This is a genomic window from Alloalcanivorax mobilis (assembly GCF_002864685.1).
GTDB lineage: Bacteria > Pseudomonadota > Gammaproteobacteria > Pseudomonadales > Alcanivoracaceae > Alloalcanivorax > Alloalcanivorax mobilis.
In genome coordinates, this window is record NZ_NMQZ01000026.1 from 25,428 (window position 1) to 41,611 (window position 16,184).

13 protein-coding genes are annotated in these 16,184 nt (G+C 63.8%); 5 read left to right on the top strand and 8 right to left on the bottom strand.

Features of this window, described 5'->3' with window-relative positions; all coding sequences use genetic code 11:
• Window positions 1-49 precede the first annotated feature (49 nt).
• The 5 genes from CGS25_RS13235 to CGS25_RS13255 form a co-directional block, all read right to left on the bottom strand.
• Window positions 50-1,654, bottom strand: a complete 1,605-nt coding sequence (locus CGS25_RS13235; RefSeq protein ID WP_101675776.1) for a class I adenylate-forming enzyme family protein — start codon at window positions 1,652-1,654, stop codon at window positions 50-52.
• A gap of 120 nt (window positions 1,655-1,774) precedes the next feature.
• Complete coding sequence (locus CGS25_RS13240) at window positions 1,775-3,046, bottom strand: acyl-CoA dehydrogenase family protein (protein ID WP_089033720.1); 1,272 nt, start codon at window positions 3,044-3,046, stop codon at window positions 1,775-1,777.
• Window positions 3,047-3,059: 13 nt separating this feature from the next.
• The gene (locus tag CGS25_RS13245) at window positions 3,060-3,443 is read right to left on the bottom strand and encodes a DUF6285 domain-containing protein (RefSeq protein WP_089033721.1); all 384 of its coding nucleotides are present in this window, start codon (window positions 3,441-3,443) and stop codon (window positions 3,060-3,062) included.
• A gap of 6 nt (window positions 3,444-3,449) precedes the next feature.
• Window positions 3,450-4,445, bottom strand: coding sequence for a phosphotransferase family protein (locus tag CGS25_RS13250; protein ID WP_198588794.1), 996 nt, complete (start codon window positions 4,443-4,445; stop codon window positions 3,450-3,452).
• 913 nt (window positions 4,446-5,358) lie between these two features.
• Complete coding sequence (locus CGS25_RS13255) at window positions 5,359-6,132, bottom strand: enoyl-CoA hydratase/isomerase family protein (protein WP_157933830.1); 774 nt, start codon at window positions 6,130-6,132, stop codon at window positions 5,359-5,361.
• Window positions 6,133-6,340: 208 nt separating this feature from the next.
• Between CGS25_RS13255 and CGS25_RS13260 the strand changes: the two genes are divergently transcribed.
• The 5 genes from CGS25_RS13260 (at window position 6,341) to CGS25_RS13280 (ending at window position 12,134) form a co-directional block, all read left to right on the top strand.
• On the top strand, window positions 6,341-7,144 hold the full coding sequence (locus CGS25_RS13260) for an SDR family oxidoreductase (protein ID WP_089033723.1): 804 nt from the start codon (window positions 6,341-6,343) through the stop codon (window positions 7,142-7,144).
• A gap of 139 nt (window positions 7,145-7,283) precedes the next feature.
• Window positions 7,284-8,159 carry a crotonase/enoyl-CoA hydratase family protein gene (locus tag CGS25_RS13265; protein ID WP_089033724.1) on the top strand — a complete coding sequence of 292 codons (876 nt, stop codon included), beginning with the start codon at window positions 7,284-7,286 and terminating at the stop codon, window positions 8,157-8,159.
• Between the two features lie 236 nt (window positions 8,160-8,395).
• A complete protein-coding gene (locus CGS25_RS13270) occupies window positions 8,396-9,082 on the top strand; it encodes a nitroreductase (RefSeq protein ID WP_089033725.1) in 687 nt (228 codons plus the stop codon).
• Between the two features lie 644 nt (window positions 9,083-9,726).
• Window positions 9,727-11,097 carry a hypothetical protein gene (locus tag CGS25_RS13275; protein ID WP_089033726.1) on the top strand — a complete coding sequence of 457 codons (1,371 nt, stop codon included), beginning with the start codon at window positions 9,727-9,729 and terminating at the stop codon, window positions 11,095-11,097.
• A gap of 161 nt (window positions 11,098-11,258) precedes the next feature.
• A complete protein-coding gene (locus tag CGS25_RS13280; RefSeq protein ID WP_089033727.1) occupies window positions 11,259-12,134 on the top strand; it encodes a hypothetical protein in 876 nt (291 codons plus the stop codon).
• Between the two features lie 243 nt (window positions 12,135-12,377).
• On the opposite strand, the gene CGS25_RS13285 is transcribed toward CGS25_RS13280, so the two are convergent.
• The 3 genes from CGS25_RS13285 to CGS25_RS13295 all read right to left on the bottom strand — a co-directional run bounded on the left by CGS25_RS13285 (window position 12,378) and on the right by CGS25_RS13295 (window position 16,171).
• Window positions 12,378-14,018 (bottom strand): NHL repeat-containing protein, encoded by a 1,641-nt coding sequence (locus CGS25_RS13285; protein WP_089033728.1) that lies wholly within the window; start codon window positions 14,016-14,018, stop codon window positions 12,378-12,380.
• Between the two features lie 161 nt (window positions 14,019-14,179).
• Complete coding sequence (gene nfi, locus CGS25_RS13290; RefSeq protein WP_198588795.1) at window positions 14,180-14,887, bottom strand: deoxyribonuclease V; 708 nt, start codon at window positions 14,885-14,887, stop codon at window positions 14,180-14,182.
• Between the two features lie 42 nt (window positions 14,888-14,929).
• The gene (locus CGS25_RS13295) at window positions 14,930-16,171 is read right to left on the bottom strand and encodes an acyl-CoA dehydrogenase family protein (RefSeq protein WP_198588796.1); all 1,242 of its coding nucleotides are present in this window, start codon (window positions 16,169-16,171) and stop codon (window positions 14,930-14,932) included.
• Window positions 16,172-16,184 lie beyond the last annotated feature (13 nt).

Here is a 16,184-nt window from a genome sequence, read left to right on the forward strand (position 1 = left end):
TTGTTGTTGTTCGATAATTTTTCCGGTGCCGCCAACGCCAGCGGCCGCTTCAACCGGCGCTAAGGCGCTGTCGCAGTTGCGCCTTGATCACCTTGCCGTTGGCGTTGCGGGGCAACGGCTCGCTTTGCAGGGTGATGTAATCGGGAATCTTGTAATCCGCCAGATGCTCGGCGCAGAACCGCTTGATGGCGTCGTCTTGCACCGCCGGGCTTTGTTCGCCGTGGCTGATGAAAATGTGGATTTTCTCGCCCAGCACCGGGTCCGGTTGCGCCACCGCCGCGCACTCCACCACGCCCGGATGCCGCACGATCAGGTTCTCCAGCTCCACACTGTAGATGTTGTAGCCGCCACGATTGATCATGTCTTTCTTGCGATCGTGCACGCGCACGTAACCGTGCTGGTCTTTTGAACCGATGTCGCCGGAGCGCCAGTGTCCGGCGACGAACTCGCGCTGGTTGGCCTCGGCGTTGTTCCAGTAACCCGGCACCACCATGGGCCCGCTGATCCACAACTCACCGGCCTCACCGGCCGGCACTTCACGGCCTTGATCGTCCATCACTCTTACTTCGCCGCAGGTCACCACGGTACCGACGCTGTCCGGGCAGTGGGCGGCGTCGCCCGGCGGCAGCACCGTGGTGGGCGAGGTGGTTTCGGTGGCGCCGTAGGCGTTGATCAGCTGCAGCGCGGGCAATTGTTCGTGCAACCGGGCGATGGTCACTTCCGGCATCGGCGCGCCGCCAAAGCCGCCGATCCGCCAGGCGGACAAATCGTGTTCGCTGAAATCCGCGCGCAGCAGGCACAGGTTGTACATGGCCGGCACCATGGAGGTGTGCGTAATGCGCTCGCGCGCCGCCAGCGCCACGAAGGCGGCGGCGTCAAACTGGCGCACCAGCACCACGCAACCGGCCACATGCATCATCGTCAGGATCACCGCCGCCACCCCGGTGACATGGCTGGCCGGCACCACCAACAACGAACGCTCACCATCGACCAGCGACATGCGCTGCTGGTAGTGCATCAGAGTGTGAATCAGGTTGAGGTGGGTCAGCATCACACCCTTCGGGCGACCGGTGGTGCCCGAGGTGTAGAGAATGATGGCGGTGTCTTCTTCGTTGAGAGCCGGCTCGGGGGCCGCCTTTCCGGGGTCCGCCAACAGCGCCTGGAAAGGCTCCCCGTCACCGGCGTCGCCACCAACTATAAAACGGTGCGCCAACGCCGGCAGCTGCTCGGGGCCGGCGATCTTGGCGATTTGATCGGCATCGCAGATCACCGCGCGGGCTTCACAGTGGCCGAGGATGTAACCAATGCCGTCGCGCTGTTCACGCACATTGACCGGCACCGCGATGGCGCCCAGGCGCGCAATCGCCAATAACGACAGCACAAAGGGCGCGTCGTTGCCGAGCAGCAACGCCACCCGGTCGCCGGCTTCGACGCCCCGTTGCGCCAGTTGCGCGGCGATGCGCTCGGCGGCGTCAGCGGCCTGGCGATAACTGTAGCGGCCGCCGTCGGCGACGATGCAATCGTTTTGTGGCGCGCGGCCCAGCGCCCGCCGGAAGGAGTCGAGCACGCTGCCCGGCCGATGCGCGAAACAACGAACCAGGCGATCGCCGAAATGTTGTTCGTAGCGAGTGGCGAAATGATCTCGGCCAGACATGCCGGGCTCTCCCTGCTGCGGGCCACCCTGCGGCCCGGTGAATGCATGCTTCAGGTGTAATCGATGAGCGCCGCCATGACCTCGTCCGAAGCGACGATATTGGTACCGCCGTGACCGGGGTCAACGCTTGCCCAGATAACCGAACAGATGGCCGGCCACCTTACGCATCTGAATTTCTTCGCTGCCTTCGGTAATGCGATAGCGGCGATGGTGACGATAGATGTGCTCGAACGGCTTATGCCGGGAATAGCCGATGCCGCCGTGCACCTGCATGGCACGGTCGGCCGCTTCGCAGCACAGGCGATTGGCCCGGTAATTACACATGGACACCTTGTCGGAAAGCTGTTTTTCGATTTCCGGCTTGGGCAACTGATCCATTTCCCAAGCGGTTTTGCGGATCAACAAACGCAACATCTCCGCTTCGCTGTGCAGTTCCACCAGCGGGAATTGAATCGCCTGATTTTTTGCCAGCGCCTCGCCAAACGGTTTGCGCTGGCGGGCGTATTGGACGCTTTCATTAATGCAGTAACTGGCGGCGCCAAGGCTGGAGGCGGCCTGGCGGATGCGGTTTTCGTGCACGAAATGCTGAGCCAGGGCCAGCCCGCCATCGCGCGGGCCGAAGATGGCGCTGTCGGGCAGCCACACGTCACGCAAGCTCAGGCGTGGGTGATCGGTGGGCATGTTGAAGGTCCACAGATACTCCTCGATGGTCAGCCCGTCGATCGGCGAAGGCATCAGGAAGGCGGTGATTCCTTTGGCGTCGCCGTCGTCGCCGGCGGTGCGCGCGAACAGCACACAATGGGTGGCGGTATGCATGCCGGTGATCCACATTTTTTCGCCGTTGATCAACCAGCCGTCCACGCCGTCACGGCGTGACGGCACCGCGCGGGTTTCCATGTGCGTGGCGTCGGAGCCGTGGTTCGGTTCGGTCAGGCCAAAGGCGATCTTGTGGGTTTCAGCGAGCATGCCATTGACGAACTCTTCGCTTTGCGCGGCGCTGCCGAAGTCGCGAAACATCAACACAAACGGATTGTTGGCGACAATCGAGTGCTCGTTTTGAAGATCGTTGTGCAAGCCCAGCCCGCGCGCCGCCAGGTGCTCACGGATCACGGTCATGGCGAGGTGCGAACCGTCCTGGCCGCCGTAGGTTTTGGGCAGCGGGAAACGCAAATGCCCGGCTTCATCGGCCAGTTGGCGCGCCTCGGCGAGCAGCGCTTCCCACTCCGGCCGTGGCAGGCCACCGTTTTCGAAATCGGTGCGCGCCCATTCGCGGCGGTGGTCAAAAAAACGGATGTTATCGTCGCGCTGCTCAAGCGGCTTGATGCGCGCCTCGATGAAGTCGTCCAGTTGATCCAGGTAAGCGGTCAGTTCCGCCGGCAGGTTAAAGTCCATGGGTGAGTCCTTGTCAGCGGTCGCCGAGGCGCTGCAGCGCCTGCTGATACGCGGCGTACCGGGGCTGATCCACCGCCACCTTATTGAGCGTGACGAACCAGAGAAAATCTTTCAGGCCGGGCGTGCTCAGGCTCACCTCGCCGGCGGCGATGCGTTGGCAAAGCGCGCTGGTCAGCGTGGCAACGTCGCCGCGCTCTCCGGTGAGCCGCTCAAGTTGCTGTTGCTCCTGGCGGGCCAGCTCCGCCGGCTGCCGCCACTGGCGGCAGGCCATGTCAATGACGTTGGCGGCGACCCGGGTTTGAAACGCCAGGCTGCCCTCCAGCGTGGGCACCAATTCACGGCGCAGGAATTCCGCCACCACGGCGAGCATGTCAGTGCTGTCCGGCAGGTCATGCATGGGGGTCTACTCCTTCGGCGCCAGCAGGTTAAGAAGATCCAGTTCGGTTTCCGAGGCGCGCCGGCCAATCGCGCCACGCTCGACCGTGCGGTCCGCACCGCTGATGAACGAGCGCGCCATCTTCTGGCAGATCACGCCCCAGCGCAGGGTGCCCAACAGCTCCCAGAAGGCCACCCGTCGCCGGCAAACACGCTGGCCGCTGGCCTCCTGATAGCCGGCGTAAAGCTGTTCGCGGCTGCCGAAGCCGCCCACCGGCAACTGGCTCCCGAAGCGCCAGGAGTTGACGCAGATCCAGCCCAGGTCCGCCATCGGATCACCCACATAGGCCAGCTCCCAATCGAGCACCGCGCGCAGACCGGTGCGATCGATCATCAGGTTGCCGTTGCGGAAATCGCCGTGCACCAGCGCCGGTTCCGGCTCGTGGGCCGGCAGGTTGTCGTGCAGCCAGCGCAACGCCAGTTCAAACACCGGGCGCGGCTCGCCGTAGCCACGGTATTCCTCGGCCAGCTCCGCCAGCGCCCGGGCCGCGTTCAAACGGCGTAAAAAAGGTGCGTCATCGAAGGGCACCTGATGGATGCCGGCCATCACCCGCCCGCACTGGCGGGCCAGCACCTCGCGGGCGCCGGCATAGGTGTCGTCACGGAGAATGCGCTGCGGCAGGGTTTCGCCTTCCACCCTTTGCATCAGATAGCCGATGCCAAGCCCATCGCCGTGTTCCAGCACATGGCGAACCCGCGGCACCGGCACGTCGTGCCGCTCCACCAGCTGCAGCAATCGGGCTTCCTGATCCAGCGGCAGCGAGCCACGCTCCTGGCCGTTCCAGGGGCCGGCGAGACGCAGGATCAAAGGCTCGATGCGCTCGCCCTGCACCAGGTCCAGGGACCACATATGCTGGCTGGCGCCGCCGGTCAGTTTCACCAGCCGTTGCACCGCAGCGCCCGGCAACAGACGCGGCGCCAGACTCTGCAACGCGTCCATCACCACTTTGCCGTCGCGTTCCATTGATCCACTCGCTCCACGTTCTTCTTCATCGTAGCGGGCAGTCTAGGGCGGCGCGGCGGGCCGGCTCGTCGTCGCATCGGACGATTTAGGGGGTTGTCTTTTTGTAGGAGAGGCCGGGCGGCGCCCCGCCCCGCCAGCGACGGGGTTGATTTTGATTTTCGCGTTGAACGTCTGACGTCGGACGTCGGACGTCGGACGCAAAAACCATAAGGTGCGGGGCAACCGCGCAGTGCCATCCGGCCAAAACACGTCGCTGGCACGGCGGAACGCCGCCCAGCCTCTCCTACGGCAGCGTTGTAGAGGGGCTGTCAGCGTTACGGTGCGCCCCGTGCCGAGCTGGAGGGCCTCCCCCTTGTTGTGTCGCCGAGGCGCGGGAAATTGATAGGGCCAGTTGGCCAGGGACGGCCAACTGAGGCGGCGGACGACAGGGCGAAGCCGGATCAAGCGAAGCATTGCTTCGCCCGGCGTAGCGCGCCGAGCACGCAGGCTCGGGGCCGGGGCCGCAGGCTCGTCTCGTCGCCGACCCGGCCATCAATTTCCCGCGACTCTTGTTTGGAGAATGAAGGGTACCCGAAGGGCGACACAACGGGGTGTCCTTCCTTCTCTTCATAAAAAAGAGGCGCTTCGCTCCGGCCTACGGCCCGCACTTCGTGCGTTCACCCGCTGCGCGGGATGTGTTTACTTTCTTGGAGAAGCAAGACCAGCCGCTTGCGGCTGGAACGCCGAAGGCGGCCCGAAGGGTGAGTGGCAACGCCACGAATCAAGTAAAACGCCCAACAGGGCGTCAACAGCGGTAGGAGATGTCTTCTCACGGTCATTGCTCTTGCAGGACACCATAGAATCTCCTACGGCGGCCTAAAGGGCCTCAGCGGCGAAGGGGGGAAGGGTTCGGTAAAAACCGATTCCCGCCAGCCTATTTTTTCTTGGCGGCTTTCTCTTTGAAGGCGGCGATGGCGGTTTTCGATTCTTCGCTGTCCATGCACAGCTGCTGGGCAATGGCTTCCTGCTCGACGGTTTCGGCGAAACGGTTGTTGGCGGCGGCGCGCAGCAGCTTCTTGGCTTCGGCGTTGGCCAGCGCGGAACGCTGGGCGAGCTCGGCGGCCCAGCTGGCGGCGGCGGCGTCCAGCTCCGTTACTGGCAGCACTTTATTGGCGATGCCGATTTGCAGGCATTGCTCGGCGCTCAGGCTGCCGCCCTCGACGATCAGCTGAAACGCGCGCTGATAGCCCAGGTGCTGATAGAGCAGCCAGGTGGCGCCACCATCGGGGACCAGGCCGATGTGGCTGAAGGCCATGTAGATGCGCGCCTCGTCGGCCATCATCACCAGGTCACAGTTCATCAACAAGGCCGCGCCGACGCCGGCGGCGACGCCCGGCGCCACGCCGATCACCGGCAACGGCGAACGGGCGATCTTCTCCAATAACGGCCGGTAACCCTGCAGCAGCTCATCCACCACGCTGTGGTTTTCGGATTTCGGCTCGGTGAGATCGGCGCCGGCGGAAAAGCCCCGCCCGGTGGAGCCGAACACAATCACCTTGATCGCCGGGTCCCGTTCGGCCCGGTCAAAGGCGTCGATCAGCGCCCGGCGCAACCCGGGCGTAAAGGCGTTGAGCACTTGGGGGCGATTCATGCGCAACGTCGCCACCGCGCCGTCCACCCGATACTCAACCAGTTGTTCTTCACTCATTGCGTTCTCCTTAATGTCTGCCCAAAAGCCGGGCTCGCCGATGCGGTGCCAAACCCCCATTATTCGAGCCTTGCGCGCCGCTGGCGTCGTCCAATGCGACGAATCCGCCGACGCGAACGCCCGCCTTTTCGTCGCAACCGACGATTGTCCCACGACGAGCTCTGGCCAATCATGACAGCCTTGATCACTGCGACAGGAGCACGGCGCCATGACGGAGACCCGGGTACGTACGGTACAACAACTGTTCGATCTTAGCGGCAAGACCGCTTTGATCACCGGCGGCTCCCGTGGCCTGGGCCTGCAAATGGCCGAGGCCCTCGGCGAGGCCGGCGCCCGGCTGGTGATCACCGCGCGCAAGGAAGGCGAGCTGCAGCAGGCTTGCGCGCATTTGCGCGAGGCCGGCATTCAGGTAACGCCGATGGTCACCGATCTGGCCCGCGAAGAGGAAGTGTTGAGCCTGGCGGAGCGCGCGCTGGAAACCCTCGGCCAGGTGGATATTCTGGTCAATAACGCCGGCGCCACCTGGGGTGGCGCGGCGGAAGATTACCCGCTGGAAGGCTGGGACAAAGTGATGACGCTGAACCTGCGCCATCTTTTTCTGCTGACCCGGGAGATCGGCCGGCGCAGCATGATCCCGCGCCGCTACGGGCGGGTGGTCAACATCGCCTCCAATGCGGCCCTGGGCGGCAACCGGGAATTCATGCAGGCGGTGGGCTACAACACCAGCAAAGGGGCGGTGGTGACCTTCACCCGGGCACTGGCCGCTGAATGGGGTGCTTACAATATTACCGTCAATGCCATCGGCCCCGGGGTGTTCCCCAGCAAGATGTCCCGCTATCTTACCGAACGGCATGGCGTCGACGACCTCGCCGCGCGCGTGCCACTGAACCAGGTCGGCGACGAAGAAGGCCTGAAAGGCGCCGTATTATTGTTCGCATCCGATGCGGGCAAGCACACCACCGGCCAGTTCCTGCTGGTGGACGGCGGCGCCTCGGCCATGATCGCCGGCTGATTGTCGCGGCACTGATTGCCATTGATCACGCCAATCATCGCGCCAACCATTGAAATTCGCGACCGGGCACCGTTTGCCCGGCCGCCCGCCACGGGGCCACGGCCCTGCCTTTATCCAGTTGCATCACTCGGGAGCCATCATGCAAATCCCCAGCTTTCAAACCCTGGAACTCCAGGTCGAGGACGGCATCGCCACCCTCTTTCTGAATCGTCCTGACCGGATGAACGCTTTTACCCGTGAAATGAAAGACGAGCTGATCGCCGCGTTCGATTTCACCGACGCCAGCGATGAAGTGCGCGCCGTGATCGTCACCGGCAAGGGCCGCGCCTTCTGCGCCGGCGCCGACTTGTCTTCCGGCGGCGACACCTTTGATTACAAGAAGCGCGGCGGCGAAGGCGCCAACCCGGACGACGCCCACCGCGATGGCGGCGGCCAGGTGTCACTGCGCATTCACCGCAGCCTCAAGCCGGTGATCGCCGCGGTGAACGGCGCGGCGGTGGGCGTGGGCATCACCATGCAATTGCCGATGGACGTGCGCATGGCCTCCGAGGACGCCAAGTTCGGCTTCGTCTTTTCCCGCCGTGGCATCGTCAACGAAGCGGCTTCGTCCTGGTTCCTGAGCCGTGTGGTGGGCATCTCTTCGGCGCTGGAGTGGTGCTTCTCCGGCCGCGTGTTCAGTGCCGCCGAGGCCAAGGAGCGCGGCCTGGTGCGTTCCGTGCACAAAGCCGATGAGCTGTACCCGGCGGCGGTGGCGCTGGCCCGTGAGTTCGCCGATCAGACCGCGCCGGTGTCGGTGGCGGTGATCCGCCAAATGATCTGGCGCATGGCCGGCGCGGAAACGCCGATGCAGGCGCACCAGATGGACAGCCGCGCGATGAAATCCCGTGGCGCCTCCGAAGACGTTAAGGAAGGGGTCACCTCATTCCTGGAAAAACGCCCGGCGAAGTTCCCGGACCAGGTCTCCAAGGACCTGCCCGACTTCTTCGACTGGCAGAGCGAGCCGCCGTTTAAATAATCGGCTGAGCGGCTGAGCGGATAACGTGCTAGCCCTCTCCGGCGACATCCCGGGGTCGCCCGCGACGGTGTGGATGGCGCTTCTACCGGGCTACGAAGCCGCTGTGGGAGCGGTCCTTGACCGCGAACCGGCGCAGCCGGGGGGAGCGCCAGCCCCGGCCATGCTTTATCTACCGCGAAGGCCCGAAGCAGTGTGCGCTCGGGCCATCCGTGGCCACCATCAACCTGGAGATGGTTATGAACGACACCGCCAACAGTGTCAGTGAGGCCCTGGCCACGCGCCGTTCGGTGCGCGGTTTTCTGGATAAACCGGTGGATGGCGCGCTGCTGCGCGATCTGCTGGAGAAAGCCGCGCGCGCCCCGTCGGGGGGCAACCTTCAGCCCTGGCACCTGCATGTGGTGGGCGGCGAGCGCATGAAGGCCCTGAAGGCTCTGGCCTGGGAACGGGTCGCGGCGCGGCCCGGCGGCGAAGACACCGAGTACGACGTGTATCCGAAAAACCTGGTGGCGCCCTACCGGGACCGCCGTTTTCAGGTTGGCGAAGACATGTACGGGCTGCTCGGCATTCCCCGTGAAAGCAAGGCCGCCCGCCTGCAATGGTTCGCCCGCAATTTTCAGTTTTTCGGCGCGCCGGTGGCGCTGTTCTGCTATGTGGACCGGCGCATGGGCCCGCCGCAGTGGTCCGACCTGGGCATGTACCTGCAATCACTGATGTTGCTGTTGCGTGAGGCGGGCCTGCACAGCTGCCCTCAGGAATGCTGGTCGCTTTACCCCCGCACCATCGCCGAATTTGTTGGCGCCCCGAATGAACAGATGTTGTTTACCGGCATGGCGATCGGCTACGAAGACCCGGATGAGCCGGTCAACCAGCTGCGCTCACGGCGCGCCCCCTTGGATGAAATCGCCCACTTCCACGGTCTGTAAACGCCTCCGGGCGGGGTATACGGTCCGCGACGACATATCTTGCAACACATTGTCGCGGACTTTTCCGTGGGATTTCCCCTCCAAATGATGACATCAGTCACAATCCCATCACCAACGTGAACAAATGTTCTCATTCCTATGGAGATCATTTTTTACGCGCCCGCGCTGTTTCATTTTTCCGCTCCTCGCCCGCCAGCCCAATAATTACGCGGCATCAACATACCGAAGAGTATCTTTACAGGCTGTAAACATTTTTTTGTTTTATAACTACGCCACCACTAGTGTTCACATCATACCGAAGGGTGAGTCTCCGGAAGTCGGCGCAAGCCCTTGGCGCGCCAGTATTTATGGGCCTCAGACTATTGCTTCCGCGAACACAGGGGCTCTAAGATAGCCTTCGACTTAAGCGTAATGGATACGTGAATATTCGTGCTTTACGCTAAGCGTTAAGTGGTTCCGTCAACGACCAAAATGAAATGACGGGCCGCTCGGGAGATATTGCTCTTGGATGGGCAAAGAAGAGGGTACTTAAACCTGTCGCTATGTTTTGAGGTCTGTCACGCCTCGTTAGCGGCCCGAGGTCAGGGAACGCCGTTACCCACCCTCTCAATACCAATAAACCTCGAAGAAACAGGAAAAAAACAATGGCACTTAAGTGGACCGCTAAATCCAATGGGGCGCTGGCAAACAGTGCCAACGTTCAACCCAAACTCTCTCTTCAGCGCCTCGGCCAAGCCATCGGCCTGTGCTCCGTGGTCGGTGCCGCCGCTCTGCTGTCACCCACCGCTCACGCTCTGAAAACCGATTTCGGCATGGAATACCGTGCCACCGCCTTCGCCAGCGGCTCCGATGCTTTCGAAACTCTCGGCGGCAGCGACAGCGACACCGGTTTCGGCCAGCTGATCCGCGTCAAGGGTAACTTCCTCGACGAGGAAACCGGCATTTCCGTGTACACCAGCGTTGAGCTGGCCGGCGACCGCTGGACCGGCGACGACCGCAAATACGGCACCACCAACGACCAGTCCTTCAACAGCACCAGCCGCGGCGACAACGTGCGTCTGGACCTGGGCTACCTGCAGATCCCGGTGGGCCACACCGTGTTCCGCGTGGGCCGTCAGGCCACCAGCTACAACAACTGCTTCCTGGTGTGTGACGACCGTCGTGACCGGATCATCATGATCCAGCCGTTCAGCAAGACCCTGTCCGTGGTGCTCGGTTACGACCGCCGCCAGGACAGCACCCCCTTCGAGCACCAGGACAACGGTGACATGATGAACCTGGGTGTGATCACCAAACTGGGTGACTGGGACCTGGGCCTGCTGTACGTGAAGTGGATGAACAACTACGAAGGCACCGTCGGTGTGGCGCCGACCCCGTATGTTCTGCAGAACGTGGATCTGTTCTCCGGTTATCTGTCCGGCGACCTGCTGGGCCTGGCCAAGGCCACCGTCGGCTTTAACTACTTCATGAACGGCAACGTGGAAAACCCGGTGGATAACGTTTATTTCACCGATAAGTCCCCGTCCGCCTATCTGCGCTTGACCCAGAGCTTTGGCGTCATCGACGCGGGTCTGCAGTACGTCACCTCCAAGGATGGCGGCCTGATCTCTCCTGGCTTCGACACCTACTCCAGCCTGATCAACTCCAACCCGGAAGCCACCGCCAGCGCCACCAGCATGTATCGCATGGGCGGCACCCTGGGCCGCGAGGATTTCGACGAGAACCTGATCATCGGCAAGGCCACCTGGAACCTGACGCCGAAGTTCGCGATCACCGGCGCCGTGGGTAACCTGGACATCGACAACGGCACCGACAGCGACGACAGCATGGTCTACGACCTGCAGCTCAGCTACCAGGCCAATAAGGCTCTGCGCACCTGGCTGTCCGTGGGCATGATCGAGAAGAACGACGCTGGCGCCCTGACCGGTAACGACCTGGTCGGCTCCCTGGCCGGCGCCGACTTCTCCGACGACGACGTCAAAGCCGCCAGCCTGAACATGTCGGTGAACTTCTAAACCGATTGCCTTTCGGGGCATCAGGTACGGCAACAAAACGAATCGGGGTGGCGCAAGCCACTCCGATTCTTTTGTTTTAAGGAGCCGCTGGACAATCCACCCCGCCGTTGCGCACACTCACCAGTTGCGTTTATGCGTCTTGATACTACGGGAAAGCCCCCATGACCGATTTCACCCCCAAGCAGGCGCTGCTCGGCGCCCTGATCGCCGCCCTCGCTCTCGGCGGCTGCGCCACCACCGATTCCGATGCCCGACAAGCCGTCGAAATGGTCGATTCCGAAGCCGCGCTCGATACCCCCCAACCGGACTGGGACACGCCGTTCTGGGAGCGCTTCTCCAAGAGCGACAACAGCGCTCAGGCCAACGCCAGCACGCAGGCTTTTCAGCGCCGCGACGAACCGCTCAATAACGTCGGTGTTCTGATCGAGGGCAACGTCAACAATGCCGACGCCTTCATGGCCGCGTTGCGCGACGGCGCGCCGCAACACGGTTTCGTGATCGTGCCGCCGGGCACCTTGCGCGAAGCCATGAACAACACCCAGGGCTGCGGTTCGTCCGCCGGTGACAGCGGCTGCCTCGCCGGGCTCGCCATTTACCCCGGTGTGCGCCTGCTGGCGAACGTCAAAGCCAACGGTCAAGGCGGCCTGGATGTGACGCTGCGCGACACCACCCGGGACAACAGCGCCAGCGCCACCCTGAACGCCGCCAGCGAACAATCCGCCGGCGCCCTGCTGGACGAGCTGGAAGCCCGCGCCGGCTCCGCGCGCTGGTCGGTGAAAGCCTTTGACGGCGGCGATGGCCACCTCTACATCAGCGCCGGTCGTCGCAATGGTCTGGACCTGGGCACCGAACTGCAAGTCCGCCAGCCCGGCACGCCAATCCGCACCCCCGCCGGCCAGGTGGTGGCCTGGCGCCCCGGCGCCGTGTCCGGCACCGTGAAAGTGACCCAATGGGTGGGTGAAGGCATGTCCGTGATCGAAACCGTCTCCGGCACCGCCCCCACCGCCAGCGACTGGCTGACTCTGCCCAGGGAATAACCGGCGGGGAACAGGTTGCAGGGAACAGCGGGGCCCGCGCCGGAGTTAAATTCTGGTGTGGGAGCGGTCCTTGACCGCGAATCGGCTCTGCCAGGCCCGCCTCGCCTTCGGCTCGGTTCGCGGTCAGGGACCGCTCCCACAGCGGCGCTGTAGCAAAGTTTTTCCTGCGCCGTGGCGCGGGCGCCTGCCGGCCCCGTCAGCCTTCCCCGCGCTGTTCCTGTTCCCTCCCAACCTGTTCCCGCCTCAGGGCCGCCGCTGCATCCGATACAACCCGCCCTTGGCGTCGGCGGTGAAGTAAAGATCGCCGTTGGCGGCTTCCACCACGTCGTTGAAGACACCGGTGGGCGGCAGTCCTTTAAGAGCCGGCAGGCCCAACGGCAGTTTGCTCGCCAGTACCCGGCTGTCGCCATTTTCCGGGTCCACTTCAAGAAGCTGCTTTTTGCCGGTTTCCATTACCAGCAACTTGCCCTCACGGGTCAGGTCGATGCCTTCGGGCAGAGACAGGTCATCGCGAATCAGCGTTTTTGACCAGTCCTCAACGGTGATCGCCCACAATTTTCCCGCGGCGGTGCTCAAGTAAACTTTGGCGCCATCCTTACTGATGGCCATGCCCGCCGGCGCCGACAGCCCCTTGACCACAACATTGCGTTTCTTGCCTTGCTCGCCGCTGACGCGAACCAGAGTTCCGGTGGCCAGTTCCGCCACCAGCAGGTCGCCATTGCCCAGCCGCACCACATCGTGGGGCGCCTGGAAATCATGCAGGCTGCGCTTGAGCGTCAGGGTGTCACGATCAAATTCCTGCACCGTGCCGGTGGCCCAGCTGGAAAGCACCACGGTGTCGTTGTCGGCCCAGGCGTTCATCGGGTATTCCAGTTTCGAGGCCCACATGCGCGCCGCTTCGCCCACGTTTCCGCTGGCGGTGTCGTAGGTGCGGAAGGCAAAAATATCGGCGATGTAAACGGTATCGCCGACCACCGCCAAACCGGCCGGCGCGGCCAGCTTGCTGCTCACCAGGGTGCGCGTTTTGCCCGTGTCCGGGTGGATCTCCTGGATCGAATCGTCGGCCATGTTGGAGACATAAATCAGGTTACGCTGGCGGTCGATGGCCAGGTTATCCAGGGACGGTTTCAAGGTGGCGACCACGGTTTTCTCACCGCTGTCCACGTTCACCCGGATCAGTTCACCGGTTTCACTGTCGACCACGAACAACCGGCCCTGCCCGTCGAAATTCACCGCCGCCGGTGTTTTGAAGCCCTTCGCCACGGTCTCCATGTCGCCGCTGTCCACATCCAGGCGCACCACTTTGCCCTTGAACCAGAGCGGGCCGTAAAGCTTGCCGTCGGGTCCGAAATCAAAGCCGTTCAAGCCCCCCATGCCCTCCTTGATTTTGCGGGGCGGGGTTTCACCGGTGCGGTCGATCTCATAGAGCGCGTCGCCAAGAAACACCCGCGAGGCAAACAGACGGCCTTCTTTGTTGTAGGCCAGCGAATTGATCCCCGGCAAACCCAAAGCGGCGTCGCGCACCTGACCGTCGGCGGAGCGGATACGAAGCGTGCCGAGCAGATAGGAGGTCCAGGCCATCTCGCCGTCCGGGCCGAACGCCAGGTCGTCCGCCATGCCGTCGCCAGGGCCTTCGAACACCGACACCTTGCCGGTTTTGCGGTCCACCAGAGACAGGGATTGACCGACCACGCTGCCGGCCATCAGCCGGCCCTGATCGTCGATGCCCAGACCGTGCACGCCGAGAAACGGCACCGGCCCGACCACCGCCCTGGGGGCGGCGTACCCGCCGGCCATCGCCTGGCTGGCGCTGACCACACTGCTCGCCAACATCAGCGCCACGGACAACGCCCGCCAATGCGTTAGCGACGACTGCAACTTCATAACGGACACTCCCTGGTCCTTCACTGCCGCGAATGGCGTCGCGCGGCCACGGCCGGGGAGCAACCCTCTTGTGCCACCGGTGCGACGCCGGAACGCCCTATCCTAGGGCAAAAGCGTGCTCCGGACAGCGTTTGCAGACGGTCATTGTTTGTCAAAAATGATCAAACGCCGGGCAGCCGGCTCAGCCAGCGCTGGCCCCGATTGGACGCAATGCCGTCGGCCCAGCGGGTGGTTTCCGGCAGCCGGTAGCGGGTGGTGCAGTGCATCACCAGCGCCACCGCGGTTTGCAGGCAGACTCGATGGCCCGGGGAAACAAACAAGGGCTTGGTGCCTTCCCGGGTGCGCAGCACCGCGCCGATGGTGTCACCGCGATCACGCAGCGGCGTCCAGTCACCACGGCCTTCCGGCACCTCACCGTGTCGCCCGGTCAAACGGCTCTTGCCCACCCCCACGGTGGGCAGGCCGGTGAGCACACCCAGATGCGAGGCAATGCCCAGGCGGCGCGGATGGGCAATGCCCTGGCCATCGCACAGCAACACATCCGGTGTCACCGGCAACGCCTGCAAGGCGTGCAGAATCACCGGGCATTCGCGGAACGACAATAAACCCGGCACATAGGGAAACGACACCGGCAACCGCGCCAGCGCATGCTCCAACGGTTCCAGGGTGGCGTAGTCGAGCACCACCACCGCCGCCCGCGCCACCGTGTTGCCCTGCTCGAAGCCCACGTCCACGCCGGCCACGGTGCGCGGCGGTGGCAGATCGTCATGCCGTATCACCTGGCCGGCGGTTTCGATTTGCAGGGCGCGGGCGCGGGCCGGCGTCATATCGGCCCATTGCTGTTGCAGTGTCTCGGCACTGATGGCCATGCTGGCTCCTTCGAACGGACAGTCAGGCGTCAGCGTAGCATGTCAGCGGCTGTCCACCAGCAACCCCAGCCAGTCGGTATCGTCGCGCTCCCTGTCCTGCATCTCCAGACGGGCCAGCGTCTGCAAGTGGATTTCCGAAGGGCCGTCGTAAATGCGGAAGGCGCGCATGTCGGCGAGAAAATCCGCCAACGGTGTGTCTTCCATCATGCCGGCGCCGCCGAACACCTGAAGCGCCCGGTCCGCCACCTTGAAGCAGCTTTCCGAGACCGCGTATTTGATCATCGAGATGGAACGGCGGGCCCCGCGGTCACCAAGCCGGTCGAGCTGGTCGGCGCTGTCCAGGGTCAGCAGGCGGGCCTGGTTCAGTTCGATCCGCGACAGTGCGATCCACTCGCGCACCTTGTCCCGCTCGATCACCGGTTTGCCAAAGGTGTTACGGGTTTCGGCGCGACGGATCAGTAATTTCAGCGCCACTTCGGCGGCGCCGATGCTGCGCATGCAGTGGTGAATGCGGGCCGTCGCCAGGCGCACCTGGGCGGCGGCGAAGCCCTTGCCGCGCTCACCCACCAGGTTGGTTTTCGGTACCCGCACCCGGTCGAGTTTCACTTCCGCCTGCGGGCTCCAGCGGCGCCGGGCGCCAAGAATATTGTATTGGCGCACCACTTCGAAGCCCGGCGCGTCGGTGGGCACGATCACCGCACTGTGCTGGTCGGTGCGCGGCGCGTCCGGGTCGGTGACGCCGATCAGCACCACGTAGTCCCAGTTGCGCAGGTTGGAGTTGCCGACGAACCATTTGCGGCCTGTGATCACGAAGTGGTCGCCGTCTTCCGTGATCGAGCAGGCGATGTTGCGCGCGTCCGAGGAGGCCACGTCCGGCTCGGTCATGGCGAAGCTGCTGGCCACCTTGCCTTCCAGCATCGGCTTCAACCATCGCTCCTTTTGCGCCTCGGTGCCGAGCTTCTGCAGCATTTCCATATTGGGCAAATCCGGGGCGTGGCAATTGAACACCTCCGGTGCCCAATGCACCCAGCCCAGGGTTTCGGCCACCGGCGCGAATTCCAGGTTGCTCAGGCGCGTGCCCGGGGCACCCTCCGGCAGTTCCGGCAAGCCCAGGTTCCACAGGCCCTCGGCCCGGGCCTGCTCACGCAGATCATCCAGTAGCGCCGGGCGGTACTCGCCGGTCGCTTCTTGAGCCTGGCGGTGCAGCGCGGCGCACTGCGGCAGAATCCGCTCTTTCATGAAACGTTCAACGCGCCGCTGAATTTCCGATTGCTGGCTTTGCATGGTCGCTCCCCGG

Coding starts and splice junctions, on each gene's coding strand:
- CGS25_RS13235 (WP_101675776.1), bottom strand. CDS start 1,654: ATGTCTGGCCGAGATCATTTCGCCACTCGCTACGAACAACATTTCGGC.
- CGS25_RS13240 (WP_089033720.1), bottom strand. CDS start 3,046: ATGGACTTTAACCTGCCGGCGGAACTGACCGCTTACCTGGATCAACTG.
- CGS25_RS13245 (WP_089033721.1), bottom strand. CDS start 3,443: ATGCATGACCTGCCGGACAGCACTGACATGCTCGCCGTGGTGGCGGAA.
- CGS25_RS13250 (WP_198588794.1), bottom strand. CDS start 4,445: ATGGAACGCGACGGCAAAGTGGTGATGGACGCGTTGCAGAGTCTGGCG.
- CGS25_RS13255 (WP_157933830.1), bottom strand. CDS start 6,132: ATGAGTGAAGAACAACTGGTTGAGTATCGGGTGGACGGCGCGGTGGCG.
- CGS25_RS13260 (WP_089033723.1), top strand. CDS start 6,341: ATGACGGAGACCCGGGTACGTACGGTACAACAACTGTTCGATCTTAGC.
- CGS25_RS13265 (WP_089033724.1), top strand. CDS start 7,284: ATGCAAATCCCCAGCTTTCAAACCCTGGAACTCCAGGTCGAGGACGGC.
- CGS25_RS13270 (WP_089033725.1), top strand. CDS start 8,396: ATGAACGACACCGCCAACAGTGTCAGTGAGGCCCTGGCCACGCGCCGT.
- CGS25_RS13275 (WP_089033726.1), top strand. CDS start 9,727: ATGGCACTTAAGTGGACCGCTAAATCCAATGGGGCGCTGGCAAACAGT.
- CGS25_RS13280 (WP_089033727.1), top strand. CDS start 11,259: ATGACCGATTTCACCCCCAAGCAGGCGCTGCTCGGCGCCCTGATCGCC.
- CGS25_RS13285 (WP_089033728.1), bottom strand. CDS start 14,018: ATGAAGTTGCAGTCGTCGCTAACGCATTGGCGGGCGTTGTCCGTGGCG.
- nfi (WP_198588795.1), bottom strand. CDS start 14,887: ATGGCCATCAGTGCCGAGACACTGCAACAGCAATGGGCCGATATGACG.
- CGS25_RS13295 (WP_198588796.1), bottom strand. CDS start 16,171: ATGCAAAGCCAGCAATCGGAAATTCAGCGGCGCGTTGAACGTTTCATG.